Genomic DNA, 25,746 nt, shown 5'->3' on the forward strand with positions numbered 1-25,746 from the left:
CCATCGTGCGGGAGGAGTGAATGTCAAAAGATTCTGAAATTGCCAGCTGGAGCCCAACCTCCGCAGCAACACCTGCCAAGAATATCCGATACCGTTTTCACTTGGGTCCGCTGTTGTCACAGCTTTTCACCGTGGCGGTCACGCTGTTCGGTTTGCTGGTCCTTACCTTTGTGATTGGTCGCATGATGCCGAGCGACCCGGTGCGCGCCATCGTTGGCGAAGACGCGACGCGTGAAACTTATGAGATGGTCTATCGTCAGCTTGGTCTCGACCGTCCGCTGTGGGAGCAGTTTTTCTTCTATCTGCGCGACGTACTGTCTGGTAATTTTGGCGTGTCCATTCGTACGGGTCAGCCAGTTATCAACGATATCCTCCACGTTTTACCGGCGACGATCGAGCTTGCTACATTGGCGATCCTGATCGGCGCAACGCTTGGCGTCACCCTCGGCGTCCTCGCAGCTGTCAACAAGGATCGCTGGCCGGACCATGTCGTGCGGGTCTTCAGCCTGATGGGCCATTCCATGCCAATCTTCTGGACCGGGATGATCGGCCTTCTGGTGTTTTACGCTGCGCTCGGCTGGGTCGGCGGCAGCGGTCGCATGTCCGACTATTATATCGGCATGGTCGACGAGCGCACTGGCTTCCTGCTGATAGACAGCGCACTGGCCGGAGACTGGGAAGTCTTCCGCTCGGCGCTCAACCATCTGATCCTGCCGGCAAGCATCCTCGGCTATTCGTCCTCGGCCTATATAACCCGCATGACGCGCAGTTTTATGCTCGACCAGATCAACCAGGAATACATCACCACCGCCCGCGTCAAAGGCCTTTCAAGCCGCCAGACGATCTGGCGCCATGCGTTTCTGAACATTCGCGTCCAGCTCGTCACTATTGTCGCTTTGGCCTATGGATCCCTGCTCGAAGGGGCGGTTCTGATCGAGACCGTGTTCTCATGGCCCGGCTTCGGACAGTATCTCACCAACAACATGCTGATTGGCGATATGAATGCGGTCATGACATGTGTGCTGATCGTCGGTGTGATATTCATCACCCTCAATCTGATTTCTGACCTGCTCTATCGCATCTTTGATCCGAGGACGCGCTGATGACCACGCAAGCTGCAAAATACTCCGTACCCGGCCCACTGCTGGCGCTCGGCAACATCCTTCGCTTCCTGCTGAAAAGCCCGACCTCCGCTTTTGGATTGCTGGTGATCTCAGTTCTGATCGTCGTCGCAATCTTCGCGCCTTGGATCGCCACAGTCGGACCTTACGCGCAAGATCTCAATAATACGCTGGCCGCACCCGGAGGAGCCCATCTGTTCGGCACCGACGAACTCGGTCGAGATATTTTCAGCCGTCTTGTTTACGGAACGCGCATTACCCTGACGATCATTTTCCTCGTCTCGATCGTCGTTGGTCCAATCGGAATTTTCGTCGGTACGACCGCCGGCTATCTTGGTGGAAAATACGATACGATCATGATGCGGATCACCGATATATTCCTGTCCTTTCCAAGCCTTATCCTCTCTCTGGCTTTCGTTGCAGCTCTTGGTCCAAGCCTCAACAACGCTATCATCGCGATCGCGTTAACCTCCTGGCCGCCGATCGCGCGTCTGGCCCGCGCCGAAACGCTGACATTCCGCAGTGCGGACTATGTTGCTGCCGCCCGTCTGCAGGGTGCTTCAACTTCGCGTATCATCTTAAAGTCGATTGTGCCGATGTGCCTGCCTTCGGTGCTGATCCGCCTGACGCTGAACATGGCGACTGTCATTTTGACCGCTGCCGGTCTCGGCTTCCTGGGTCTTGGCGCACAGCCGCCGGTTCCTGAATGGGGCGCGATGATTGCCATGGGCCGTCGTTACATGATCGACAGCTGGTGGCTCGTTACCTTTCCCGGCCTGGCTATTCTCCTTGTGGGCCTCGCTTTCAACCTTCTTGGTGATGGACTGCGCGACGCGCTCGATCCCAAACAGATGAACCGGAGATAATTCATGACCGGTGAACCTATTCTCGACGTCAAGAAGCTTTGCGTCAGCTATCGCAGCGATGGCGGTTATATGGATGCCGTCCGCAATGTCTCCTTCACGCTCAGCCGTGAAAAACTCGGCATCGTCGGCGAAAGCGGCTCAGGCAAGTCGACGATTGGCCGCGCCCTGCTGAAACTGCTACCGACTGCGCGGATCACCGCGGAAAGCATCCGTTTCGAAGAACTCGACCTGCACAACATCTCTGAAAAGGAGATGCTGAAGGTTCGCGGTCGTCGGATGTCGATGATCCTGCAGGACCCGAAATTTTCCCTTAATCCGATCCGCCGTGTCGGAGACCAGATTTCGGAGGCCTATCTGACGCACTTCAAATGCAAGAAGTCGGAAGCACGCGATAAAACGATCGCCATGCTCGAAGCGGTACAGATCCGCGACCCCGACCGCGTCTACGATCTCTATCCGCACGAAGTTTCCGGGGGCATGGGCCAGCGCATCATGATTGCCATGATGCTTCTGACAGACCCGGACGTGGTGATCGCCGACGAGCCGACATCGGCGCTCGACGTCACTGTCCGCCTGCAGGTGCTCGGCATCCTCGACCGGTTGGTCAGCGAACGTGGTATCGGCCTGATCATGATCAGCCACGACCTCAATCTGGTCCGCAACTTCTGCGACCGTGTGCTGATCATGTATGCCGGGCAGGTGGTCGAAAGCCTGAAGGCTTCCGAGCTCCATAACGCGCAGCATCCTTACACACAGGGTCTTCTTGCAGCGCAGCCGCGCATCGGCGGAGGTCGGGAGCCCCTCAAAGTGCTGGATCGCCGGCCTGAGTGGAGAGAACCGCTGGAGGTGCAGGCATGAAATCGGTCGACGTCAAGAACCTGACGATCTCGCTGGGCGAAGGCCCGAAAGCCGTTACCATCCTGCCCAACGTGTCGTTCAACGTCGAGCCGGGCGAATGTTTCGGCCTGGTCGGCGAGAGCGGCTCCGGCAAGTCCACCATCCTTCGCTGCATGTCACTGCTGTTTAAGCAGTGGGAAGGCGAGATTTGGGTGGGCAATCAATCGGTGCGCGACATGCCACTGATAGAACGTTGTCGCACCGTACAGATGGTGTTCCAGGACCCCTACGGTTCACTCCATCCCCGTCAGTCCGTCCGAACCGTCCTTTCCGAACCTCTGCGGATCCACAAAATGGATCATCACAGTGAACGCATGGAACAGGCGATCACCGAGGTCGGCCTGCCGCTCGATTTCCTCGATCGTTATCCGCACCAGCTTTCCGGCGGCCAGCGCCAGCGCGTGGCGATTGCCCGTGCACTGATCCTCGAGCCGTCCGTGCTTTTTCTGGATGAACCGACCTCGGCACTTGACGTTTCCGTCCAGGCCGAAATCCTCAATCTTCTGTCCGACCTTCGCGCCCGAAAGGGTTTCACATATATCATGGTCAGCCATGACTTGGCAGTTGTCGATTACATGTGCGACCGGTTTGCGGTCATGCAGGCCGGCGATATTGTGGAAATCCTGGACAGGGACGTGCTCGATGGTAACAAGGCGACCCACCCCTACGCCCGCCAGCTTATAGACGCATCGCTGAGATATGACAGCGCCATCTGAGGAGCTTCGCCCTTTCCTGGCAGAGCGGATCGCAACACATCGCTATCCGCTCGCTTTTCGCGAGCCGGTTTCAGAATGGCAGGCCGAATTGCGGTCAATCTGGCAGGCCGGTCTGCCACCATCGGGCATTAGCGGTTTCCAGATGCTGGACAATCGCGGGAACAGCCGGCATCTGCTGTTTCAGTATGCCAGCGGCGATATCGGCGAGGCTATGCTGATGCTACCGGACGCCCAGGGTCCTCACCCCGCGATCCTCCTAATGCATGACCACGGTGGCGTGTTCGACATCGGCTGGCGGAAAATGATCTCGGGCGAGGCTGGAGAGGCGCACGTCGCGAAACACTACGATCGCCAGTTCCTGGCGAACGATCTGGTCAAACAAGGTTATGCGATACTGGTTTGTGATGCTATCGGCTGGGGTTCGCGCCTAGCCGACGGATATGCAGAACAGCAGGCGCTGGCAGCTCAAGCCATGCAGGCGGGCTGGAGCCTTGCAGGACTTGTGGCGGCTGACGATCTCGCCGCATTCGATTGGCTGTCTTGGCAGCCGGAGATCGACCCCGCGCGCATCGGCACGCTCGGGCATTCCTTCGGCGGGTTTCGCGCTTGGCAATTGGCGGCGCTCGAACAGCGGGTCCGGGCATGTGCGGCAGTTTCGTGGGCCGGAACACGGTCCGGAATGCTTGCGCCGGGCATGACACTTCTCAAAGGCCAGTCGGCTTTCTATACACTCCATCCGCATCTCGCAGCGATTGCCGACTATCCAGACATGGCAGCACTTGCGGCAGATCGCCCGCTTTTCATGCGGTCAGGCTCCGAGGATCGTCATTTCCCGGCCGTGAGCGCCCGGGATTTCTTTTGCAGGCTCGAAGACGCAGGAAGGGCATTCGGGAAGCGCCCAGATAACGCCGTGGTTCCGGGCGGTCATTCGTTTTCGAAGGAAAACCAGACCGCCGCTATGGCCTTCCTGCGTTCGCATCTCAGCCTACATCAGGGATAATTTTAGTTTGTGAGACCGCTGCCCGCAAGGGCATAACAAATGGCCCTTAGCGAAACGACATAAGAGAGCTGGCTCGGGAAATGTGCACAGGGGGATAAATTGAATTTCTACCTGACGTCGGCTTAGATGCCAGGAACAGGAGATACCGTGACGAGACGACCGAGCCGGAACCACAGCCCGGCTTTCAAGGCGAAGGTGGCACTTGCCGCCATCCGGTGCGCTCGGCAAGGCGGGATTGCCGGGCGGAAAGAAATGATCGACCGCGAGCAGAAGCTATCCGTCGTGCGCCAGGCGAAGCTTCTCGGCTTCAGCCGTGGCACAGTCTATTATCTGCCTCGTCCAGTGCCTGACGGTGATCTTGCCCTGATGCGCCGGATTGACGAGTTACATCTCGACTACCCCTTTGCCGGAAGTCGGATGTTGCAAGGGCTCTTGAGAGGAGATGGGCTGGAAGCTGGGCGGTTGCATGTCGCCACGCTGATGAAGAAGATGGGCATCGAGGTCATATACCGTCGCCCGAACACATCCAAACCAGCACCCGGTCACAAAATCTATCCCTACCTCCTGCGCAAGCTGGCGGTCACCCGTCCCAATCAGGTCTGGGCAATGGATAAACGTATGTTCCGATGGCTCGCGGCTTTGTCTATACCCTAGCCTTACGGCAATTGCTTGCAATTGCCGTAAGGCTCTGCGCCGTCGTGGACTGGTTCAGTCGGCGGGTTCTGTCGTGGCGGCTGTCGATCACGATGGAAGCAGCCTTCTGCATCGTAGCAGTCGAGGAAGCGCTGGCCCGGCATAGTAAACCCGACATATTCAATACCGACCAAGGTTCGCAGTTCACCTCGATGGACTTCACGGCGGTGCTGAAGAAGGCGGAAATCGCCATCTCGATGGATGGCAGGGGCGCATGGAGAGACAATGTCTTCGTCGAGCGGCTCTGGCGTTCGATCAAATACGAGGAAGTCTACCTCCACGCCTACAAAACAGTGTCCGAGGCGCGCGTCGCGCATCGGCCGCTATCTGACCTTTTACAATACTCGACGCCCACATTCATCCCTTGACCGGCAGACACCGGAAAAGGCCTACTTCAACGCGCTGACACCGATGATGGTGGCGGCATAATCGAGGCAGAAATCCACTTAACGAAACGCCCGAAACTGTTCAGACAAACCGAGCCACCTCTGATGCAGACGAACAATCAGGAGAGTGGGCCTGATGTAGTGCAACACATCCCAAATTTGATTGGCCTGAGATCGGGAGTTAGTCGGCCCGGCCATTGCCGCACCGACCTCAACTATGTTTAGTTAGAAGTTAAATGTCCCGATGTTGTCCTTGGTAAAGACCTTCGGTGCGCCAAGGAGGATTTGGCTCTTGTTGATGATCTGGAGATCACCGAGTTTTCCGGCCTTGAAGGTCTTGTCCCCGGGCTTGAGCGTACCGTCGGCAAGGGCCCGCAATGCGGTTGCGGCTGCATAACCCATATCCTCGGTGCTCCACAGCACGGCGGACTTTACGCAGCCGCTATTGACGTAGGGCTTCATGGCGTTGGGCAAGGCAAGACCTACGACGGACACTTTACCACAGAGATTGCTCTGCTGTACGGCTTCCGATGCCGCCGGTGTCGCAACACTTGTCATGCCGACAATACCATTAAGCTCATCGCCGTATTTGTTGATCAGGGTCTGCGCCTGATTGAAGGACAGGATGTTGTCCTCTTGCGCCTCTACCGTTTCCAGGAACTTCATTTTCGGATAGCACTTGGCTGAGTATGCCGCCATCTCGCTGATCCAGCGCGCCTGGTTGGGCGTTGTGAAGGTTGAGGTTACAATGGCGAAGTGACCATCCTGGCCAATCTGCTCGGCAAGCTGGTCGATGAGCGTCTTGGCAACACCATTGGCCGTGGCTGGATTTATGAACCACTGACGGGCATCGGGCTCGGCGTCGGCATCATAGGTGACGACGTTGATGCCGCTTTCGAGCGCCTTTTTCAACACTGGGGCCACAGCGACTGGATCGTTTGCCGATAACATGATTCCATCGATGCCGCTGGTGACATAGTTGTCGATGGACGTAATCTGCTCATCGATGTTGGCCTTGGTCGGCCCATCTGTCGTAACCTGCATACTGCCGATTTCCTTGGCGGCAAGTTGTGCACCTGCTGCACTGGACATGAAGTAGCCAATGCCGACGAGCTTCGGTACATCGACAATCTTTATCTGCTTGCCCTTGCGGTCTACAGCATTTGTCGGGCTTGCGCCGTTATAAGCGCCGGGATCAACGGCTGGTGCTGCTGAATCGCAGGCCAGCGGATTTGTCGGGGCGCCGTCGCCACCCGTCCATGTCGCCTCCTGCGCATGCAGCGCCATCGGCGCTAGACTTGCCAGGCAAAAGGCGCCCGCTTGTAAGGTCGTGATAATGGATCGCATAAAAATTCCTCCTCTTTATGTTCACGTTGCACGCCCTTTTCGGGTGCGTGTTGATGGATGGTCAGTCACGCGAGAAGCGGTTGACCAGATTGGATATGACGACGGCGACGATGAGAACCACGCCGATGACGATGACCGTTCCATCGCCCTTTACGCCAGAGAGCGACAACCCGTTTTTCAGGACTTGTATGAGCATCAGTCCCAGCAGCGTGCCGATGATGGTGCCACGACCACCGAAGATCGAGGTCCCCCCCAGAACGACTGCCGTGATGGCGTCGAGTTCCAGCCCCGTTCCCATGTCAGAACGTGTGGTCGACACGCGGGCAACGAAGACGACGGCGGCGGTGCTGGCCAGAAAACCGGACGCGGCATAGATCCACAGCTTGATCCGGTCGACCTCAATGCCCGAGTAACGGGCGGCGGCTTCGTTGTTGCCGATGGCATAGACGGCGCGACCAATCGGGGTCGCCCGCAGAATGACGATGGCGATGATGACGACTACCGCCAGCAACCATAATTGTACCGGTATGCCGAGAAAGTCGCCTTGCCCCAGGCTGAGAAACCACGCGGGATAACCGCGCACGGATTGCGCCTGACTTATCCCTTCGGCGAGGCCGCGGTAGAGAGCAAGCGTTGCGAGGGTTGCGATCAGCGGCGGTACGCGAAATCGCGTGATGATGATGCCGTTGGCAATGCCGCCCAGGGTTCCCGCCGCAATGGCAAGGACTGCCGCAAGTGGCAACGGCACGCCCATTTTCCACAGTTCCCCCACCAGAATGGCGGACAGACCGAAAATGGAGCCAACCGACAGATCAATGCCGCCGGTGATGATAACGAACGTCATGGCCACGGCGATCAGACCAAGTTCGGTCATCAACCGCGTCTGGTTCAACAGATTGGCACTTGTGAGAAACCGGTCGTTCTGCTGGGCCAGCACGGCGCCGACACACAGAAGGATCAAAAACAGCAACGTTTCGTGCCGAAAAAGGATTTTGTAATTCATCGATCTAGTCCTCACCCTGCCCGGTTACGTCTGGCGACATCCGCGAGGACCGTCGCGAGAATGAGGGTGCCTTGAACCGCACGAAGCCAGTAAGCGGAGACATTGACGAAGATCAGCGCGGAACCGATGGCGGCAAACAGGATAGCAGCGAGGGTTGACCCCGTCACAGTGCCGATGCCTCCGAGAATGGAGACACCACCGACCACCGCAGCCGATATGATCAGCAGTTCGAGCCCGTTCGGCACCGTCGATTGGATGACCTGCAATTGCGTGGCAAACATGATCGCGGCCACACCCGCAAACAATCCATGAATGGCAAAGACCGTCACCGTTGTGCGCTGGTGCGAAATTCCGACAGCATCTGCGGCTTCGCTGTTGCCCCCCACGGCATAGACGGTCCTGCCAAACGGGGTGCGCGCCATGATAAAGGCCATCGCCGTGGTGAGTGCGACCATCGCGATGATGGGCACAGGCAGTCCCAGGAGACGGAACTGGGCCAGCTGATAGGCCGGCGGCAGTCCGGAAATCCAGGCCCCGCCCGTCACCGTGATCAGCAGCCCCCGGAGAATGGAGAGCATTGCAAGCGTGGCAATGATCGAGGGAATGCGCACATAGGCGATGAGTGCACCAAGACAGGCGTTGATGAAGCAACCCGCAAGGATTGGGGCTATCCAAGCGAACCAGACGGGATATCCGTTGGTCACAAGAAGACCGGATATGGTGGCGAGCACGCCGATCAAGGCGCCGATGGAAACATCGATGTGCCCTGAAATGATGACCAGTGACATGCCGATCGCTGCCACTGCGACATACGCGTTTCCAACGAAGATGGTGGATAGATTGTTGGCAGACAGAAATCGCGGATTGATCGCGGTGACGACGATAAACAGCAGGACGATGACAGCGGCGAGTGCGATCTCCTGACCGATGATCTTTTGAAAGCGCGTCTTCATCATGCTGCCCGTCCTTGCATCATGGCTGAGCCGACGGTTTCCGCCGTCGCGTGTTCACGGTCGATGATAGCGGCGACCTTGCCGCTGTTCATCACCAGCACACGATCACTCATGCCCAGGACCTCTGGCAACTCGCTGGAGATCATCACGATGGCGATACCTTCCCTTGCGAGTTCGACCATCAATTTGTGAATCTCGGATTTCGCACCGACGTCGACACCGCGCGTGGGTTCGTCCAGGATCAGAACCCTGGGCTTGGTTGCCAGCCACTTCGCGATCACGACCTTCTGCTGATTGCCGCCGGAGAGTTCTCCGACGATCTGCATCGGCCCTCTGGCACGAACCGCAAAACGCTCGATTGCGGTCTGAGCCAGTTTCAGTTCACGGCTGCGATCAACCATCCATCCCTTGGCAATCCTGTTGAGAATGGGCATGACGACATTGTCGCGAATGCTTTGCTGCCGCACGAGGCCGTGCTGGCCGCGATCTTCCGGCACATAGGCAATGCCGAGGTCGATGGCATCACGGATTCTGGATATCTTGACCGGCTCGCCATTGAGGCGGATGGTACCGGAAGACGAAGGCGTGACGCCGAAGATCGTTTCTGCAAGTTCCGTGCGCCCGGAACCGACAAGCCCGGCAATCCCGAAAATTTCGCCCGCCCTGACGCTGAAACTAACGTTTTCGATGCGACCGGTGCAAGAGAGATTGGCGATCTCAAGAACTGTCGCGCCCATCTCCACATCCTGTTTGGGAAAGAGATGGGTGATCTCCCGTCCAACCATCATCGAGACTAGGCTTGCCTCCGTTACGTCGGCAATCGGTTTGGTCGAGATGGTCTTTCCGTCACGAAGAACGGTAACGCGGTCCGAGATCTGGAAAATCTCGTTCATCCGATGGCTGACATAAACGATGCCGACGCCATCGCGGCGTAGCATGCGCACGACATCCAGCAGTCGGACCACATCGGCCTCGGCAAGCGCGGCTGTCGGCTCATCCATGGTCAGAACCCGCGCATTTCTGGACAGCGCCCGGGCAATTTCGACGCGCTGGCGATTGGCAACGGAGAGTTGACCCACCATGCCGTCCACATCCAGATCAGGGCAATTGAGCCGCACCAGAAGCTTTCGCGCTTCCTCACGCATGGTCCCGCGATCTATGGTTCCGATGGATGTCCGGGGCGCGTGACCGAGAAAGATATTTTCAGCAACCGTCATGTCGGGAAACAGCAGCAATTCCTGATGAACCACCGCGATACCGGCACTTTGGGCGCTGCGCGGATGTGCGAAGCGGGCTGCATTCCCCTCAAGCAGAACCTCGCCGTTATCCGGTTGGTGCGTACCCGATAGAATACGGATCATAGTGGATTTGCCCGCACCGTTTTCGCCCATCAGCGCATGCACTTCACCGGCACGGATCTCGAAATCCACACCCTTGAGAACCTTGACCGGGCCGAAGGATTTCTCGATATCGCGCATTGCCAGCACCGGCGTATCTGCGTTGTTTCTCTCACCAACGTCATCGCTCAACGGCTTGCTCCTCCCGTTATCTTGGCGGCGGTCATCAGATGTCGTTGTAGCGTCATGTCTCTATTCCGTTCATGGGTGACGGCATGGCTGTTTCAGACGCCGTAATAGTCAGCGGCATTCGTCTCGAAAATCCGAGCGAGTTGATGGGTGTCGAAATGCGCGGACAGGAGCGTTCTGGCGAGATTGCAGACCTCGCCATAGCTGGCGGCCAGCAGGCAGACGGGCCAGTCGCTGCCGAACATCAGCCGGTCCGCACCGAAAACCGATGCGACATGGTCAACGTAGCGCCGGAAGTCCTCCAGTCGCCAATCGGGCGACGCCTCGGTTACCATTCCTGAGATTTTACAGGACACGTTCGGATAGGCAGCAATATCGCGCAGGTGGCTTGCCCAGGGTTCGAACTGACCAGCGGCGATTTCTGGCTTGGAGATGTGATCGACGACGGCTTTCAGCTTCGGTACATGCTGAAGGGCTTGCGCCACGTGCGGAAGATGGCGTGTGAACGTGAGGATATCAAACGGCACGCCCACTGCCTCGATGGCCTTCAGGCTTTTCAGTACCCGTGGTCGCAGGATGAAATCGTCGTCGCGAAGGCCTTGCAACATGGGCCTGACACCGACGAAGAGGGGATTGGCACGATAGTGCGCGAGCCTGCTTTCGAACCCATCGGAATCGAGGTCCAGCCAGCCGACCACGCCTGCGACGAAATCCGTTTTCGCGGCAATGTCGAGCAAAAAATCGGTTTCCGCTTCGGTCTCTGCCGCTTGAACCAGAATAGTACGCTTGATGCCTGCTCGCTGCATCTCGCGCCGTAGGTCATCGGGCATAAAATCCCGGTAGATCGAGCCCAACTCTGGCGTCAGCCAGCCGTAATCGGTACGGCTCGTCATCCAGAAATGCTGATGGGAATCCAGCATATTGTCCTCCCCATTGTGACATTCTCCTCCCGCGCACGACGCGTCAGGGGCGGACGACGCCTTTTCTCAGCAGAATATTGCCGTAGAGCCTGCGCTCGCCGGACGCGATGACGGCAAATGCGTTTGTTGCACGCTGGTAAAAGTCAGATGGTTCAATACCGGCAAGCGCGATTTTGCGCCCTTCACCCTTCTCGACACAGGCGGCAAATTCCGCATAGATCGGCAGCGGCTCGCCGGGAGCTTGCATGTAACTCACCGGCTGATCGACAAAGTCGTCCAACGGGAAAACGGTGAGGATGGCATCGACGATATCAGTGGCGGGAATGCCTGGCATGTCGATCAGGCGTTCCCCACAGGCGGCTGCCGGAAAGTTCGCATCAACAATGGCGATTTCGTTGCCGTGGCCCATATCCGCCAACACTGACAGCAACTGGCTGGTAAGCAGAGGATGAATATTCTTCAGCATGATCATGTCTTCCTGTGAAAATGAATGGGCGGCGCATCACGCACCAATGAGGCCTTCGGTCTCCAGCGTTGTCCAAAGCTCCTCGGGAATATCCTGATTGAACCAAGCGACGTTTCCGTTGAGCTGGGCCGCCGTCTTGGCACCGATGACGACGCAGGTGGTGGCCGGATGGCGCATGGGAAACTGGATGGCAGCGGCGGGTAGCGGTACCTCGAAGCGATTACAGATCGTGCGCAGACGATCCGCCTTTTCGATGATCTCGACCGGCGCATCGGCGTAGTTGAACTTCGGCTTGGCCGACGTCGATGCCAGGATGCCCGAATTATAGACACCTGCCACGACCAGCGCCATGCCACGCTTTTGCACGAGCGGCAGAAAATCTCGCTCCGCATCCTGGTCGAGCAGCGTGTAGCGACCGGCCAGCATGCTACAATCGAGATCGGCCTCATCGAGCGCATCACGGATGGCCTGCCATTCGTTGACGCCAAGGCCGAAACCCTTGATATCGCCCGCAGCCCGCAGTTCCGTTAGCGCCTTGAAGCCACCGCCCTTGGTCAATGCGGTCCAGTGGTGATCATGCAGATCCGCATGGGTGACGCGGCCGATGTCGTGAACGTAGAGAATATCGGGATTGGAGAAGCCTAGACGCTGCTGGCTGTCATCGAAGCTGCGCATGACGCCATCATAACTGTAATCGAAGACTTCACGAAACGGCAGGCCGTTCCACCAGCCGGGGTCGAGCGGGTTCTTTGGCGGCGCCGGAGGGAGTTTGCGACCGGCCCTTTCGGTGGTCATCAGACGCCCGACCTTGGTGGAAAGAACAAAGCTCTTTTCGCCGGTTTCGCGCAACACCTGACCCACCAAGTGTTCCGAGCGTCCATTGCCGTACATGGGGGCCGTATCGAAATAGCGGATGCCCGCCGCCCAGGCGGCTTGCAGCATGTCGACGGCGTCAGCCGTTGTAACCGGTGCATAGAGACCACCGAGCGGGGCGCTGCCGATACCGAGTGCCGTGACCTCAAGCCCGGTCTTGCCGACGGGGCGCGGGGTGGATGCCTTGATTGTCTTGCTCATGATGCTTTGCCTTAGATTTTTGCACGGTTCTGGCGACGCGCCCAGACGACAACGGTTACGCCGAAGAGAAGCAGCAGGCCGCGAACGATCTGCCTTTGCTGGTCAGTCCAGCCGAGAAGGGCGGCACCGCTCAAAAGGGCAGCGAGCAGCAGAACGGCGGCCAATGTACCTACGACATTGGGTTTGCCGTATTTCAGCGCCATGCCCCCCAGCAGGACAGCCGTTAGCCCGTCGATGAAATAGGAACTGCCTATGTAAGGCTGACCAGAGGACAGATCGGCGGTCAGCAGAATGCCGGCGAGTGCAGAGACAACGCCTGACAGAATATAGAGAAAAAACAGGATGCGGTTGACCGGTACGCCTGCTTCCACGACTGCTGCGCGGTTCTGTTCCATGGCGTAGAGATAGTGGCCGAAGGTGAGATGTTCCTGAACGACGTAGAACATAGCGTAAACAACAGCCACCACGATGGCGATGACCGGAACGACGCCAAGATTTGCAGACAACACCGACCCGACGAAGCCAGTCGATGACAGTGAAATCGAGGTGCCAAGGCCGATGGCGGCAGCGATTGAGCCTGCGAGGCCGCCTGTTGCGATGGTGATGACCAGCGCAGGCAGCCTGAAACCCGCAACAAGTCCGCCATTGATGAGGCCGATGACGACGCCCGCCAAAAGACCGCATAAGCATGCAAGCGGCCAGCCGTAACCCGCCTGTACCAAACCGGCGACGATCATATTGGCTAGTGCAGCCACCGACATGAAGCTGACGTCGATTTCACCAGCTGCGATGATCCAGGTCAGTCCGAGGAACATGATCGCGGCAATGCTTGCAGACCGTAGCATGTCATTGATATTGCCAGCACTGACGAAAGTCGGTCTCAACCAGGCGAACAGAATGAACGCGGCCAGCACCAGAAGAAAGAGCCCATAGCGGACAAAAAATGTCTCGATATCCGGGCGCGTCCGCTGCGCTCTCATGTTTTCGCTCAATACGGTCATCCTTTTTCCTCCCGTCATCGGGCCATGCGACCGCCGAGCAGATTGCCCAGCGCCGCTGTCAGTTTAGGGTCGAAAATCGAGATTGCGGCGATCAGCACGAGGCTTACGATCGCATCGCTGTAGTAGTAGGGGATGGCGAGCAGCGTGAAGCCGTTCAGCATGGCTGACATCAGCAAGGTGCCAGCAAGAGTTGCCGGAATGGACGGCGCTCCGAACAGAGCAGCTCCTAGGTAGACCGCAGCAAATGCCGGCATCAGCAACTGGTTGCCGGCCGTCACATTCGCCGCGCCCGAGGAAGCGACCAAAAGCGTAATGGCTAGGCAGGACATGGCGCCGCAGAGCGCAAAGGCTGCCAGTACATAAAGTTTGACACGAATACCCGAAAAGCGGGCGGATACGCGGTTCTCGCCGGTTGCATAAAAGGCGCGACCGAAACGCGATGCATGCAGCACAATCCCGGCAATGACTGCGGCTGCGGCCAGAATGACAACCGGCATATCGAAGGTCAGAACCTTGGCATCGTTCAGGTCGAGAATGCCCGACATGAAGAAGTTTTCCGAGATCGAGGTACCGTTGCTGTAGAAATAGGACAGTCCGATTGCGACGCCGCCCGTTGCGATGGTTGCGACGATATCGGGAAGCCGCAGATAGGCGATGACAGTGCCGTTGAGCACACCGGCCAGGATGCCGATAGCGATGCCGCCGCTGATCGAAAGGCTGAGACTATAACCGGCTGCGAGTAGAAAGCCGAGCGTCATGGCGCCCAGGGATGCGACGCCGGGAAATGAAAGATCGAATTGCCTGACGACGATGACGAATGTCAGGCCGATGGCTGCCAGACCGTTGACGGCCATATGGCGCAAAAGTCCGTGCAGATTGCCATTGCTGAGATAGACCGGCGCGAATGTCTGGAAGAAGGCGGCGATACACGCAAGCAGTACAATGAATGCGCCCAGCCGAAGCGCGATCGGTGGAACCTTGAAACCTTCGTTCATGACCGAACCCCCATGATACCTGCAGCAAGAAGCTGATCACGGCTAGGAGCCGCGTCCGTCTGGGCGATGGGACGCCCCTTGTAAAGAGCAAGCGACCTGTCAGCGACACCGTGGACTTCATCGCAATCGGACGAAATGACGATCACCCCGGCCTTGTGTGACAACTCCCGCATCAGTGCATACAACGTTGCGCGCGCGCCGATATCGACACCCACGGTCGGTTCCACAAAGATATAGATCCGGGCGTCGCGGTAGAGCCCTTTCGCGATCACGATCTTCTGCTGGTTGCCGCCCGAAAAGGCGCTGACCGGCCGATCCAGCTTTGGCGGTTGGAGCGCGACGCGTCTGGCCAGATCCTCGGCGGCCTTGCGGTTGCGCCCGAAGCGCATGAGGCCGCCGGCCCAAGAGGCCTTGCCGAGATGCGCGACCACCGTGTTGAAAATCACGTCCTTTGACAAAGTCAGACCCTCGGTGCGCCTGTCACCGGGCACAAGGAAGATGCCGCGCCGAAGCGCGTCGTGCGGGTCTTTCAACTTGATTTGTTGTCCATCGATGGTGATTTCGCCTGCATCTGGCCGCATCACGCCAAAGAGCGCTTTTGACAATTCATCCACGCCTGATCCGACAAGGCCGAAAATGCCGAGAATTTCCCCACGGCGGAGGGTGAAGCTGATGTCTGTGAACAGTCCCTTCTTTTCGAGACCCTTGACCTCCATCATCACGTCACCGCCCGCACCGTCTGCCTTGGGAGGGAAGATGTCGCCGGACTTTTCGTCCAGCATGAGCTCTGGAATGGAAACGCCGTCCTCAAGCGCTTCTTTCGCAGTGAAGGTCGCCACATTGCGGCCACCGCGAAACACGGTGAAACGGTCTGCGATTTCGAACACCTCTTCGAGGCGATGAGTGATGTAGATGATGGCGATCCCGGCCGCCTTCAGCGTGCGCATCAACTGGAAAAGCGATGCCTTTTCACGCTCTGTCAGGGTAGAGGTCGGCTCGTCGAGGATCAAAATCTTAATATCGTCACGCCGTAGGGCGTGTAGCACCGCGACAATTTCCCTGTCCACGGCTGGCATTTCGCCAACGCGCCGTTCGAGATCGATTTCGATAGGGAACCGTTGCAGCAACTTTTGTGCGGCCAGCCGCATGGCAGAACGGTTGATGCGTCCGGTAAGGCCCGGCTTGTGCGCCTCTTCTCCGAGAAAGATATTCTCGACACCGGTGAAGTCGTTGACCAGCTCCGGGTGCTGCTGGACACAGGCTATGCCTTCCGCGATTGCGGCTGCTGGCGTTCCCAGTTCGACCGGATTGCCAGCAATTTCAATTGTTCCGGTATCCTTGGCGTAGACGCCCGACAAAATCTTGATCAACGTCGATTTGCCTGCGCCGTTGACACCTAGCAACGCATGAATTTCACCGGTTTCCAATTCGAAGTGAACGCCATCCAGTGCCTTGACGACACCAAAGCGTTTCTCGATTTGCCGCATGCTCAATACGGTGGCCATTATCATGTCCCGATTGTTGGTGTGCGGCGGGCCGAACGTTTCGGACCCGCCTTTGATGGATGCGCTTTAGAGTGCGCGTGGCCAGCCAAGCTTGAGAGCCTCACCGGGTTGGTCGTAATTGTCCGGTATCTCGGAGAGGTTTTTCAAACTGTCCTGGGTAACGGCGTAGGACGGCGTGATGACGAAGCGTGGCGCTTTGCGCCCGGCTGCGACCTCATGCGCGTAAAACGCGTTCATGTAGGCCATCTCATAAAAGCTTTGCGCCATCGTCAGTGCGAAGGGCGATCCGGCCTTGATGTATTCAAAGGACTGCTTGCCGCCATCGATGCCGGTGATGAACACTTTGCGGGAGGCTGCGCGGATGGCAAGCGTGCCTTCGGAGGCGGCGCCATCCCAAGCACACCATATGGCGTCCAGTTCAGGATTGGCCGTCAGAATATTGTCCACCACCTGGCGTGGCGTCGTGGTTCCGCCCAGCGCAAATGCAATTTCCGAAACAATTGTAATATCGGGGAAGCGGATAAAGACAGAGCGCGCTCCGAGCGTGCGCTGGTCCCAGGATTCGTTGGAAGGAAGACTGACCAGCGCCACCTTGCCCTTACCGTTGAGGCGCTTGGCGATATATTCCGCACCGGCAGCACCCAGGCCGAAATTGTTCGACATGGCAGTCGAGGTAACGGTGGTGTTGGGCACATAACTGTCACCACAGAAGATCGGAATACCGGAAGCGACAGCGGCCTGCACGGCTGGAGATATAGCTGCGGCATCGGCTGGTGTGATGAAGATGGCGGCGGGCTTGGAGGCGACGAATGCCGCGATCTGGTCCGCTTGCTTCTTGATGTCGTAATTGGCGTCGGCGATCGTCAACGACCCACCCAGACGCTGTATCGCATCCTTATAGCCATTGACGATGTGACGGCCCGATTCCCACACTGTCCAGCCCAGCGACGCACAGAATTTCAAATCCTGCGCGTAGGCGAAATTGGGTCTGCCGAGTGCTGCGGCCACCGTCATTGCGGCGCCTGCGCTCAACACGCCACGTCGCGTCAGTTTGAGGCTGGAGAGACCGGTCTCTTCACCCTGCATTCCGATTTCAGTGTCAGACATAGATAACTTCCTCCCGTCAACACGACCGGAACCATCCGGCCGTCTCATCTCCCTTCGCCGCCGTCAAAACGACTGGCGCATGATCTCCAGATAGTCTTCTTTCGTGGCCAGCCGCGGGTTCGTTGCATGGCAATGATCCTTCAGCGCCTCGCCCGAAACCTTGTTCATCATGGCTTCCGTCACACCCATGGCACCGAGCCCGGAGGGCATTCCGATGTCCTGATTGAGCGCCGAGATGACAGCATCTGGTTCACCATCCAGAATGTTCGTCAGCACATCCCATTTCTCGCCGATGACGGACCGATTGAATTGCAGCACCGCTGGCATCAGCACGGCATTGAGCGTGCCGTGGTGCAGGTTGAGTTCCCTGATCGCTCCAAGGGGGTGGGTCAGAGCGTGCACGGCACCCAGCCCTTTCTGAAATGCCATCGCACCCTCGAGCGCCGCCATCATCATGTCCCAGCGCGCTTTGCGATCCTGGCCATTCTTCACCGCCTGCCGGATAGCGGGAAAGCCACGCTTCAGGCCATCGAGGGCGATAGCTTCGGCAGGCGGATTGATGGAGGGCGCCATATAGGTTTCGAGGCAGTGCGACAGTGCATCCATGCCCGTGGCCGCAGTCAGGAAGGGTGGAAGCCCGTGGGTCAATTCCGGATCGCACAGCGCTATGCTGGGCAACATAAAGCCGCTCAATATACCTAACTTGCGGCACTCAGCCGTAATGATGACAGCCGCGCGACCAACTTCGGAGCCGGTGCCGGATGTAGTCGGCACGGCAATCATGGGGCAGATGCGCCCATGAATGCGGGATGCGCCACCTTCGACAGCAGTATATTGCGCTAGCGGTCCTTCATGGCCGCTGAGCAAGCGGACAGCCTTGGCAAGATCGAGTGAAGAGCCGCCGCCCAGCCCGACAATCCCGTCGCACCCTTCCTTGACATAGAGCGCATAAGCAGCCTCGACCGCCTCTTCTGTCGGGTTGGCGGGTGTTCCGTCAAACACGATGGGACGTTCGGAAAACAGGCCAAGAACCCGCTCCACCAACCCGGTCGAAACGAGGCCGCGATCGGTCGCGATCAGCGGTCGGTGCACGCCCAGCTCAGCAAGAAGCGCCGGTAAGCGTGAAATCGCCCCCTCTTCAAATTCGATACGCGTCAGATAATTGATCAAGGCCATGTCGAGTATTCACCTGTTGACGAGGCTTGTCAGAGTTGAAGACGAAGGACAGGCGACGCCGTGTCCTTTCGCGCACAACAATGACTATCACCGTTGGTTTCCTGCTCTTTGCTGGATCACACCGGGCTCCCGACCGATGCTTCTCCTCCCCTGTTGGCGGCGGTAAATTTTCACTTGCGCCGCCAACTAATATATGAGTTATATAAATGCAGATGACAATTCGTCTGTCAACGGAAATTATAGACCATAGAAATGCCTGTTTTCTGAGGCTTTAGGTTGAAATCGCTAGGAACACACTAAAGATGAAGGTCGCTCCAAAATCCGAATTGATATATGGGTCGCTCCGCCAGGCAATCGTGCATTTGGAGATGCAGCCCGGTGCAGTGATCTCCGAAAAAGACCTGTGTGTTGAGCTGGGTGTGTCACGCACGCCGGTTCGCGAGGCGCTCCAGCGGCTTGCCGAAGAAGGCCTTGTGGATATTTTTCCGCATTCCGGCACCTATGTCAGCCGCATCTCTTTTACCGTCGCCGAAGAAGGTTTCGTCATACGGCGAGCGCTTGAAATCGAAAGCGTTCGCAAGGCTGCCACACTCATCAAGGATGCCCATATTGCGGAGCTCGACACGATGGTGGCGGGTATGCGAACGCTTCTGGCCAACAACACGCTGGATCGATATCTCGACGCCGACGACGCGCTGCATGGCAGGATCGCGGCGATCAGCGGTTATCCACGCATCTGGAAATTCATCACCCTTGCCAAGGTCCACCTCGACCGGATGCGCCAGCTGAGCGCGCCGGTGCCGGGGCATCTCGCAATGGTGACAGAGCAGCACGAAGCCATCGTCAAGGCTTTGAAAAACCGCAGCGCCGACCAGGCTGAGCTGGCCATGCGCATCCATCTCGATTCCTCGTTCGCGGTCATGGCCAATATGTACGAGGACAAGATCGCCTTGTTCGAAAGGGAGGAGGACTGACATGACAGCCTACAGCACCGGCTCTCCATTCCTGCGCCTAAATCCCCGCGACAATGTCCTGATTGCCCGTGTTTCGCTGGACCCGGCACCGTTTTCCGAACTTGGCGGTGCGTCGCTGTTCGAGCGGATCACGCAGGGCCACAAGGTGGCGATTTCGCCCATGAAGGCGGGAGACGCTGTCATCAAATACGGCCAGATCATCGGTTTTGCCAGCAAGGATATCGGCATCGGCGAGCATGTTCACACCCACAACTTGGCCATGGGCGATGTCGAACTTGCTCATGAATTCTGCGTCGACGCCCACGAGCCAGACTTTGTCCCCGTATCCGAACGCGCATCCTTTATGGGCTATGCGCGGCCAGGCGGGCTGGCCGGTACGCGCAACTACATCGCGATCATCTCCTCGGTAAACTGTTCCGCCACGGTTTCGCGGGCGATCGCGAGCCACTTTACCACTTCGGGTCGACTGAACGATTTCGCGAATGTCGATGGCATCATTGCTCTCACCCATGGTGGTGGCTGCGCCATCAACACCAAAACCGAGGGCTATTCATTTCTGACCCGCACGCTTGCAGGTTACGCGACCCATCCCAATGTCGGTGGCGTGGTGATGATCGGACTTGGATGTGAGACCAACCAGATTCCTGCGCTGCTGACAGCACATGGTTTGGTGGAAGGAGATCGCTTCCGCACGATGACGATCCAGGCGACAGGCGGCACGCGGCGCACGATCGAAGAAGGCATTGCGGCAATCGAGGCCATGCTTCCGGCCATCAACAGCGATGTGCGCACGTCCCAGCCGGCTTCGATGCTGAAGCTTGCGCTGGAATGCGGCGGGTCCGACGGATATTCCGGCATCTCCGCCAATCCTGCACTCGGTTATGCATCCGACTTGCTGATCCGCCATGGCGGCACGACCTGTCTTGCCGAAACGCCTGAAATCTATGGAGCCGAACACCTGCTGACACGCAGGGCGGCATCGCCCGCCGTTGCGGAGAAACTGTTGAAACGCATCGATTGGTGGAGGGATTACGCCGAGCGCGGCAATGCCGAACTCAACAACAATCCCTCACACGGCAACAAGGCGGGCGGCTTGACGACGATCCTTGAGAAGTCACTGGGCGCCGTCGCCAAGGGCGGCACGTCACGTCTCAACGCCGTCTACGAATATGCCGAGAAAATCACCCAGTCCGGTTTCGTCTTTATGGACACGCCCGGCTACGATCCTGTGGCCGTGACGGGACAGGTGGCGGGCGGATGCAATCTCATCTGCTTTACCACCGGGCGCGGTTCGGTCTCCGGCTTCAAACCTGCACCGTCGCTGAAGCTTGCAACCAATACGCCGATGTTCGAGCGGATGAGCGAGGACATGGATATCAATTGCGGCAGCATCGTCACCGGTGACGAAACAGTCGAGCAGGCCGGAGAGCGCATCTTCCAATTGGTTCTCGACACCGCGTCTGGAAGAAAGACTGCGAGCGAAACCTACGATTATGGCGATAACGAATTCGTGCCCTGGCAAGTCGGGGCAGTGATGTAACGCCTGTGAAGGTACGTGGCTGCGCGGGATGGGCGCGCCAACGGGAGGAATGACATGAACGCAATCAAAGATTTCTATGACGTCGTTATCATCGGCGCAGGCGTCGGTGGCGGTGCAATGGCCAACCGGCTCGCAGGCCGCGGACGCAGCATTTTGATGATCGAGCGCGGCCCACGGCTGCCCCGCGAACCCGACAACTGGAGCGTCGATGCTGTTTTCCATACGCTCAAATACGCAACCAAGGAAACATGGCGCGACCGCGACGGCAAGGATTTCAATCCCAGCACCTATTACTATGTTGGTGGCAACAGTAAATTCTTTGGTGCCGCGACCTTGCGCTTCCGGGCCGAGGACTTCGGTGACCTTAAGCACGAGGCCGGCGTTGCACCCGCATGGCCGGTCACTTACGACGAATTCGCACCCTATTACGATGTAGCAGAACAGTTGATGGGAACTCACGGCACCGCCGGCATGGACCCGACGGAGCCACCGCGTTCCGGGCCGATGCCCTATCCGGCTATCGGTCACGAGCCTGAAATCGCTTTCTTCGATAAGAAGCTGCGTGAAAAAGGGCTTCGTCCTTTTCCTCTGCCCATTGCTATCGATTACCATCAGGGTGGAAGTTGTATCCGCTGTCGCACCTGTGACGGTTTTGCCTGCCAGCTGGGTGCAAAGGGTGATGCGGAAGTCAGGCTGGTCAATCCCGCCCTTGCCAAAGGTGATGTTGATCTGGTGACGGAAGCTTTCGTCCACAGATTGTTGACCGACCCGACCGGCAATCGCGTGACGGGAATCGAGATCACACAGGCCGGGCAAACCCGCACGATCTCTGCCGACCTGTTCATTTCCAGTGCCGGTGCAATCAATTCGTCTGCCTTGCTCTTGCGCTCTGCCAACGACGCCCACAAGCGTGGTCTTGGCAATAACATGTCGGATCAGCTTGGCCGCAACTACATGGCGCACAACAACACGGCGATGATGGCAATCTCTCCGTTCAAGAAGAATCGCGTGACATTCCAGAAGTCGATGGCGATCAATGATTATTATCTCGCCAACAGTGAAAAACCCTATCCGCTGGGCAATGTGCAGGGGCTTGGGAAACTGCAGGGCGGCATGCTGACGGCAAATGCGCGCTGGGCACCGGAATGGCTGATGGCAATATTTGCCGAACGCAGCGTCGACTGGTGGTTGATGTCCGAAGACCTTCCCGATCCTGAAAACCGGGTCACACTCGATGCCGATGGCAAAATCCGTCTGAGCTACACCGCCAATAACCTAAAATCCCACAACGAACTCGTTCAGGTGTGGAGCCGCCACATGCGCTCTCTTGGTTACCAGCTGATCATCACCAACAAGATGGATATCAAGGTTTCTATGCACCAGTGCGGCACGGCCCGTTTCGGCAATGATCCGAAGACATCCGTGCTTGATCCGCACTGCAAGGTCTGGGACGTCGATAATCTCTATGTGGTGGATGCGTCCTTCCTGCCCTCATCAACGGCTCTCAATCCGTCCCTGACGATTGTCGCGCAAGCGACACGCACGGCAGACCACATTCTGAGCCAATGGGGTGAGGTCAAGATGCAGCCGGTCACAACGTCGTCGGTCGCCTGACCCGCTCCGTGTGGAGGACCAGGATCATATTTTCAAAACTGGAGGATGTTGCCGATGTCTAGCGCGAACAACTATAAAACCATCTTCGATCTCAAAGGCCGCAAGGCTATCGTCACCGGCGGCTCGCGTGGCATTGGTAAGGCACTGGCAGAGGCGTTGGCTGCGCAAGGAGCGGATGTAGCAATTGTCGTTCGCTCCTCCATGGACAGAGCGCAGGTTTTGGTGAACGATTTGAAGGCGACCGGTGTCGACAGCGTCGCCATTCAGGCCGACGTTTCCGATGAGGCGGATGTGCAGCGTATGGCCGACGCGGTCATTGATCGCTGGGGACGCATCGACATTCTCGTCAACAATGCCGGCATCGTATTTCCCGCTGCGGCAGAAGAGTGCAGCCTCCACACGTGGCGACAGACCATGTCTGTCAATCTCGATGGCGTTTTTCTGGTCTCGCAGATTGTCGGCAGACAGATGATCACCCAGAAAAGTGGTTCGATCATCAATATCGGCTCCATGTCGGGCCGCATCGTCAATTGGCCTTTCCGCCACGCTGCCTACAATGTCTCGAAGGCGGGTGTTCACATGCTGACCAAATGCCTCGCGACCGAGTGGGCCGAACACGGCATCCGGGTCAACGCCATCGCACCCGGCTACATCAGGACGGAACTGACAGATGACGTGCTGAAAGAGCATCCCGATGTCGTGCGTGATCACTGGGCAAAAGGGGCGGTGCAGAACCGGATCGGTGGCGTTGAAGAATTGGCAGGAGCCACCGTTTACCTTGCAAGCGATGCTGCAAGCTTTACCACCGGCGAGATCATGACGATCGACGGTGGACTGACGCTGCGTTGACGCAACTGATTTCAAAGAGGAACGCGAAAGATGATACAACGCGGTTATGGCGGCCCGCTTCGATATGTTCAGGGCCAGGGCGTACTTGGTGATCTTGCCTACTTTGTCGAACCTCTGGCAAAGGCTGCACTCATCATTATCGATGGCTTTTTCTGGGATACGCTTCGACTAACTGTCGAAGCAGAGCTGGCGCAAAAGCGCATTGCTACACGATTTGTTCGGTTTTGCGGAGAGTCCACCGATGCTGAAGTAGCGCGATGCATCGATGAGGGCAGCGCCATGGGGGCCGGTGTCATTATCGGCATTGGAGGTGGCAAGGCGCTTGATACGGCAAAGATCACTGCCTTCAATCTTGGTGCCAGAATAGTGACCGTGCCGACCATTGCCTCCACGGATTCACCGACCAGTTCGCTTGGAGTCATTTACTCGGCAGATGGGGTCTATGACCGGGTTGTGCGCTGTGGCCGTAATCCGGATGTCGTATTGGTCGATAGCGCATTGATCATTCAGGCCCCAGTCCGCTTTCTGGTCTCTGGCATGGGGGATGCGCTGTCGACTTGGTACGAGGCCCGCTCCAATCTTGAATCACGATCCAAAAACCACATCGGTGATGGGTATTCAACGACGATTGCCGGCATGCAAATCGCCCGTGCCTGCCATGAAACACTGATGCGCGATGGCCGCGCTGCGTTTCATGCCGCGCGCGGCGGAAAGCTGACGCCAGCAGTTGAAAACATCATCGAAGCCAACACGTTGCTGAGTGGCCTTGGTTTCGAAAACTGCGGCGTGTCGGCGGCACACGGCATTCACGACGCTTTGACAGCGCTGGAGCCGACCCACCACTTTTTCCACGGCGAAAAGGTAGCCTTTGGTGTTATCTGCCTGTTGGTTTTGGAAAACCGTGCACCCGACGAATTAGATGAGGCTATCGATTTCTGCATCGACCTTGGACTGCCGACCACGCTTGCTGATCTGGGTCTGGACGATGTCTTGCCTGATGATCTTGCCATGGTCGGAGAGCTTGCGATGCAGCCAACGAACGTCATCCATTCAGTCCCTGTATCACTCAACGCAAAAATGATTGCAGACTGTTTATGGACTGCGAGCATGCTCTCTGAACAGCGAAAAGAGGCAAGGTCTAACTGATTGAAAAAGATTCAGGCTATTCCTGAGCCCCGTGTAATACACGCAGTACTCGAACCGTAGCGTCCATGATTGTGTACGCTGCTAAGTAACGCGTTCCACTGATTACAAGCTCACGTGTGCCAGCAATTCTCCCGACTCTTCCACTTGCGGGAAAATTGATCAGGCGACGGACTGCAACTACGATGCCTCGTCGACCAAAATGGCGGCGGCGGGGTTCTCCAACTCGATAAAAGTAAAAATTGAATCGCGATCCGGTAAGGCAAACGCAGACCAGGTTAGTCTCAAGACGTTATACCCGCCGCCTTATTGCGCGCAGCTTGCCGACGCTTTTCGAAATGAGCCTCGACTTCATCGTCGGAAATATCCGGCATCGTATCATTTAGCGCCTCAAACACTTTGGCACGAAACCAAGTATCGTGAGCCTCGCTGCCTGAAAAAAGTTCAAGCGGCAAAACGCCCTCGCTGGCGGTTCTCGTCAGCAATATGCGAACCGCGTCTGACACCGTAAGTCCCATACCTTCAAGAACTAGGGACGCCCGGTCACGAACGTCAGCATCGATGCGAGTTTGGACGAGCGCATTGGCAGCCATCGCTATCTCCAGATTGATATCTATTGGTAATGCAATTGAATTACAAAATCTAGCGCTTGTCTTTTCGCTACGACCTTGCCCCGTTGAAATAATCCATTTTGAAGTAAGCTCTGGCCCATTGAGAGGACCAGGGAATGAAGCGCAACCGTTTTACAGACGAACAGATCATCGGCATTCTGAAGGAGCCGAGGCGGGCACGCCGGTCTCGGAGCTTTGCCGCAAGCACGGTGTCAGTGATGCGAGCATCTACAAGTGGAAGGCCAAGTTCGGCGGCATGGACG

23 protein-coding genes and 3 pseudogenes are annotated in these 25,746 nt (G+C 57.5%); 12 read left to right on the forward strand and 14 right to left on the reverse strand.

Annotation, left to right across the window (positions count from 1 at the left end):
- Positions 1-20 precede the first annotated feature (20 nt).
- The 6 genes and pseudogenes from GGQ73_RS21595 to GGQ73_RS21620 all read left to right on the forward strand — a co-directional run bounded on the left by GGQ73_RS21595 (position 21) and on the right by GGQ73_RS21620 (position 5,722).
- Positions 21-1,103, forward strand: coding sequence for an ABC transporter permease (locus tag GGQ73_RS21595; protein WP_234911056.1), 1,083 nt, complete (start codon positions 21-23; stop codon positions 1,101-1,103).
- Positions 1,103-1,987, forward strand: coding sequence for an ABC transporter permease (locus GGQ73_RS21600; RefSeq protein ID WP_183897808.1), 885 nt, complete (start codon positions 1,103-1,105; stop codon positions 1,985-1,987). Before GGQ73_RS21595 ends, GGQ73_RS21600 begins: the two co-directional genes overlap by 1 nt.
- A 3-nt stretch (positions 1,988-1,990) precedes the next feature.
- On the forward strand, positions 1,991-2,845 hold the full coding sequence (locus GGQ73_RS21605) for an ABC transporter ATP-binding protein (protein ID WP_183897809.1): 855 nt from the start codon (positions 1,991-1,993) through the stop codon (positions 2,843-2,845).
- On the forward strand, positions 2,842-3,600 hold the full coding sequence (locus GGQ73_RS21610; protein ID WP_183897810.1) for an ABC transporter ATP-binding protein: 759 nt from the start codon (positions 2,842-2,844) through the stop codon (positions 3,598-3,600). The genes GGQ73_RS21605 and GGQ73_RS21610 overlap by 4 nt, the downstream gene beginning before the upstream one ends.
- Positions 3,584-4,600: a dienelactone hydrolase family protein gene (locus GGQ73_RS21615; RefSeq protein WP_183897811.1), complete on the forward strand. Its 1,017-nt coding sequence runs from the start codon at positions 3,584-3,586 to the stop codon at positions 4,598-4,600. The genes GGQ73_RS21610 and GGQ73_RS21615 overlap by 17 nt, the downstream gene beginning before the upstream one ends.
- A gap of 126 nt (positions 4,601-4,726) precedes the next feature.
- Positions 4,727-5,722, forward strand: a pseudogene (locus GGQ73_RS21620) (IS3 family transposase).
- Between the two features lie 182 nt (positions 5,723-5,904).
- On the opposite strand, the gene GGQ73_RS21625 reads toward GGQ73_RS21620, so the two are convergent.
- From GGQ73_RS21625 to GGQ73_RS21680, 12 genes are all read right to left on the reverse strand, one after another.
- On the reverse strand, positions 5,905-7,026 hold the full coding sequence (locus tag GGQ73_RS21625) for a substrate-binding domain-containing protein (RefSeq protein WP_327786373.1): 1,122 nt from the start codon (positions 7,024-7,026) through the stop codon (positions 5,905-5,907).
- A 61-nt stretch (positions 7,027-7,087) separates the two neighbouring features.
- Positions 7,088-8,029, reverse strand: coding sequence for an ABC transporter permease (locus GGQ73_RS21630; protein WP_183897812.1), 942 nt, complete (start codon positions 8,027-8,029; stop codon positions 7,088-7,090).
- 11 nt (positions 8,030-8,040) lie between these two features.
- Positions 8,041-8,985 carry an ABC transporter permease gene (locus tag GGQ73_RS21635; RefSeq protein WP_412762998.1) on the reverse strand — a complete coding sequence of 315 codons (945 nt, stop codon included), beginning with the start codon at positions 8,983-8,985 and terminating at the stop codon, positions 8,041-8,043.
- The gene (locus tag GGQ73_RS21640; protein WP_183897827.1) at positions 8,982-10,460 is read right to left on the reverse strand and encodes a sugar ABC transporter ATP-binding protein; all 1,479 of its coding nucleotides are present in this window, start codon (positions 10,458-10,460) and stop codon (positions 8,982-8,984) included. The genes GGQ73_RS21635 and GGQ73_RS21640 overlap by 4 nt, the downstream gene beginning before the upstream one ends.
- Before the next feature lie 143 nt (positions 10,461-10,603).
- On the reverse strand, positions 10,604-11,428 hold the full coding sequence (locus GGQ73_RS21645) for an amidohydrolase family protein (RefSeq protein WP_183897813.1): 825 nt from the start codon (positions 11,426-11,428) through the stop codon (positions 10,604-10,606).
- A 43-nt stretch (positions 11,429-11,471) separates the two neighbouring features.
- Positions 11,472-11,894 (reverse strand): RbsD/FucU family protein, encoded by a 423-nt coding sequence (locus GGQ73_RS21650; protein ID WP_113492586.1) that lies wholly within the window; start codon positions 11,892-11,894, stop codon positions 11,472-11,474.
- Positions 11,895-11,930: 36 nt separating this feature from the next.
- Positions 11,931-12,968 (reverse strand): aldo/keto reductase, encoded by a 1,038-nt coding sequence (locus tag GGQ73_RS21655; RefSeq protein ID WP_183897814.1) that lies wholly within the window; start codon positions 12,966-12,968, stop codon positions 11,931-11,933.
- Positions 12,969-12,979: 11 nt separating this feature from the next.
- Positions 12,980-13,969: an ABC transporter permease gene (locus tag GGQ73_RS21660; RefSeq protein ID WP_234911057.1), complete on the reverse strand. Its 990-nt coding sequence runs from the start codon at positions 13,967-13,969 to the stop codon at positions 12,980-12,982.
- A 14-nt stretch (positions 13,970-13,983) separates the two neighbouring features.
- Positions 13,984-14,964, reverse strand: coding sequence for an ABC transporter permease (locus tag GGQ73_RS21665; protein WP_183897816.1), 981 nt, complete (start codon positions 14,962-14,964; stop codon positions 13,984-13,986).
- Positions 14,961-16,469 (reverse strand): sugar ABC transporter ATP-binding protein, encoded by a 1,509-nt coding sequence (locus tag GGQ73_RS21670; protein WP_183897817.1) that lies wholly within the window; start codon positions 16,467-16,469, stop codon positions 14,961-14,963. The genes GGQ73_RS21665 and GGQ73_RS21670 overlap by 4 nt, the downstream gene beginning before the upstream one ends.
- Before the next feature lie 66 nt (positions 16,470-16,535).
- Positions 16,536-17,576: a sugar ABC transporter substrate-binding protein gene (locus tag GGQ73_RS21675; RefSeq protein WP_113492351.1), complete on the reverse strand. Its 1,041-nt coding sequence runs from the start codon at positions 17,574-17,576 to the stop codon at positions 16,536-16,538.
- Positions 17,577-17,639: 63 nt separating this feature from the next.
- Complete coding sequence (locus GGQ73_RS21680) at positions 17,640-18,752, reverse strand: iron-containing alcohol dehydrogenase (protein WP_174154498.1); 1,113 nt, start codon at positions 18,750-18,752, stop codon at positions 17,640-17,642.
- A 302-nt stretch (positions 18,753-19,054) separates the two neighbouring features.
- On the opposite strand from GGQ73_RS21680, the gene GGQ73_RS21685 reads away from it, so the two are divergent.
- From GGQ73_RS21685 to GGQ73_RS21705, 5 genes are read left to right on the forward strand one after another with little or no spacing between them, the layout of a single operon-like run.
- Positions 19,055-19,726, forward strand: coding sequence for a GntR family transcriptional regulator (locus GGQ73_RS21685; RefSeq protein ID WP_174154496.1), 672 nt, complete (start codon positions 19,055-19,057; stop codon positions 19,724-19,726).
- A 1-nt stretch (position 19,727) separates the two neighbouring features.
- Positions 19,728-21,266 carry a UxaA family hydrolase gene (locus GGQ73_RS21690; protein ID WP_183897818.1) on the forward strand — a complete coding sequence of 513 codons (1,539 nt, stop codon included), beginning with the start codon at positions 19,728-19,730 and terminating at the stop codon, positions 21,264-21,266.
- A gap of 54 nt (positions 21,267-21,320) precedes the next feature.
- The gene (locus tag GGQ73_RS21695; RefSeq protein ID WP_183897819.1) at positions 21,321-22,880 is read left to right on the forward strand and encodes a GMC family oxidoreductase; all 1,560 of its coding nucleotides are present in this window, start codon (positions 21,321-21,323) and stop codon (positions 22,878-22,880) included.
- Between the two features lie 54 nt (positions 22,881-22,934).
- On the forward strand, positions 22,935-23,729 hold the full coding sequence (locus GGQ73_RS21700; RefSeq protein ID WP_183897820.1) for an SDR family NAD(P)-dependent oxidoreductase: 795 nt from the start codon (positions 22,935-22,937) through the stop codon (positions 23,727-23,729).
- Between the two features lie 30 nt (positions 23,730-23,759).
- Positions 23,760-24,875, forward strand: coding sequence for a glycerol dehydrogenase (locus tag GGQ73_RS21705; protein ID WP_183897821.1), 1,116 nt, complete (start codon positions 23,760-23,762; stop codon positions 24,873-24,875).
- Between the two features lie 16 nt (positions 24,876-24,891).
- On the opposite strand, the pseudogene GGQ73_RS21710 reads toward GGQ73_RS21705, so the two are convergent.
- Together GGQ73_RS21710 and GGQ73_RS21715 are read right to left on the reverse strand one after the other, a co-directional pair.
- Positions 24,892-25,160: pseudogene (locus GGQ73_RS21710) on the reverse strand (type II toxin-antitoxin system RelE/ParE family toxin).
- Complete coding sequence (locus GGQ73_RS21715) at positions 25,157-25,465, reverse strand: type II toxin-antitoxin system RelB/DinJ family antitoxin (protein ID WP_183897822.1); 309 nt, start codon at positions 25,463-25,465, stop codon at positions 25,157-25,159. Before GGQ73_RS21715 ends, GGQ73_RS21710 begins: the two are co-directional and overlap by 4 nt.
- A 134-nt stretch (positions 25,466-25,599) precedes the next feature.
- On the opposite strand from GGQ73_RS21715, the pseudogene GGQ73_RS21720 reads away from it, so the two are divergent.
- Positions 25,600-25,746, forward strand: a pseudogene (locus tag GGQ73_RS21720) (transposase); the annotation flags it as partial.

The sequence above is a fragment of the Rhizobium skierniewicense genome, assembly GCF_014196515.1.
In the GTDB taxonomy this organism is placed as follows: Bacteria; Pseudomonadota; Alphaproteobacteria; order Rhizobiales; family Rhizobiaceae; genus Agrobacterium; species Agrobacterium skierniewicense.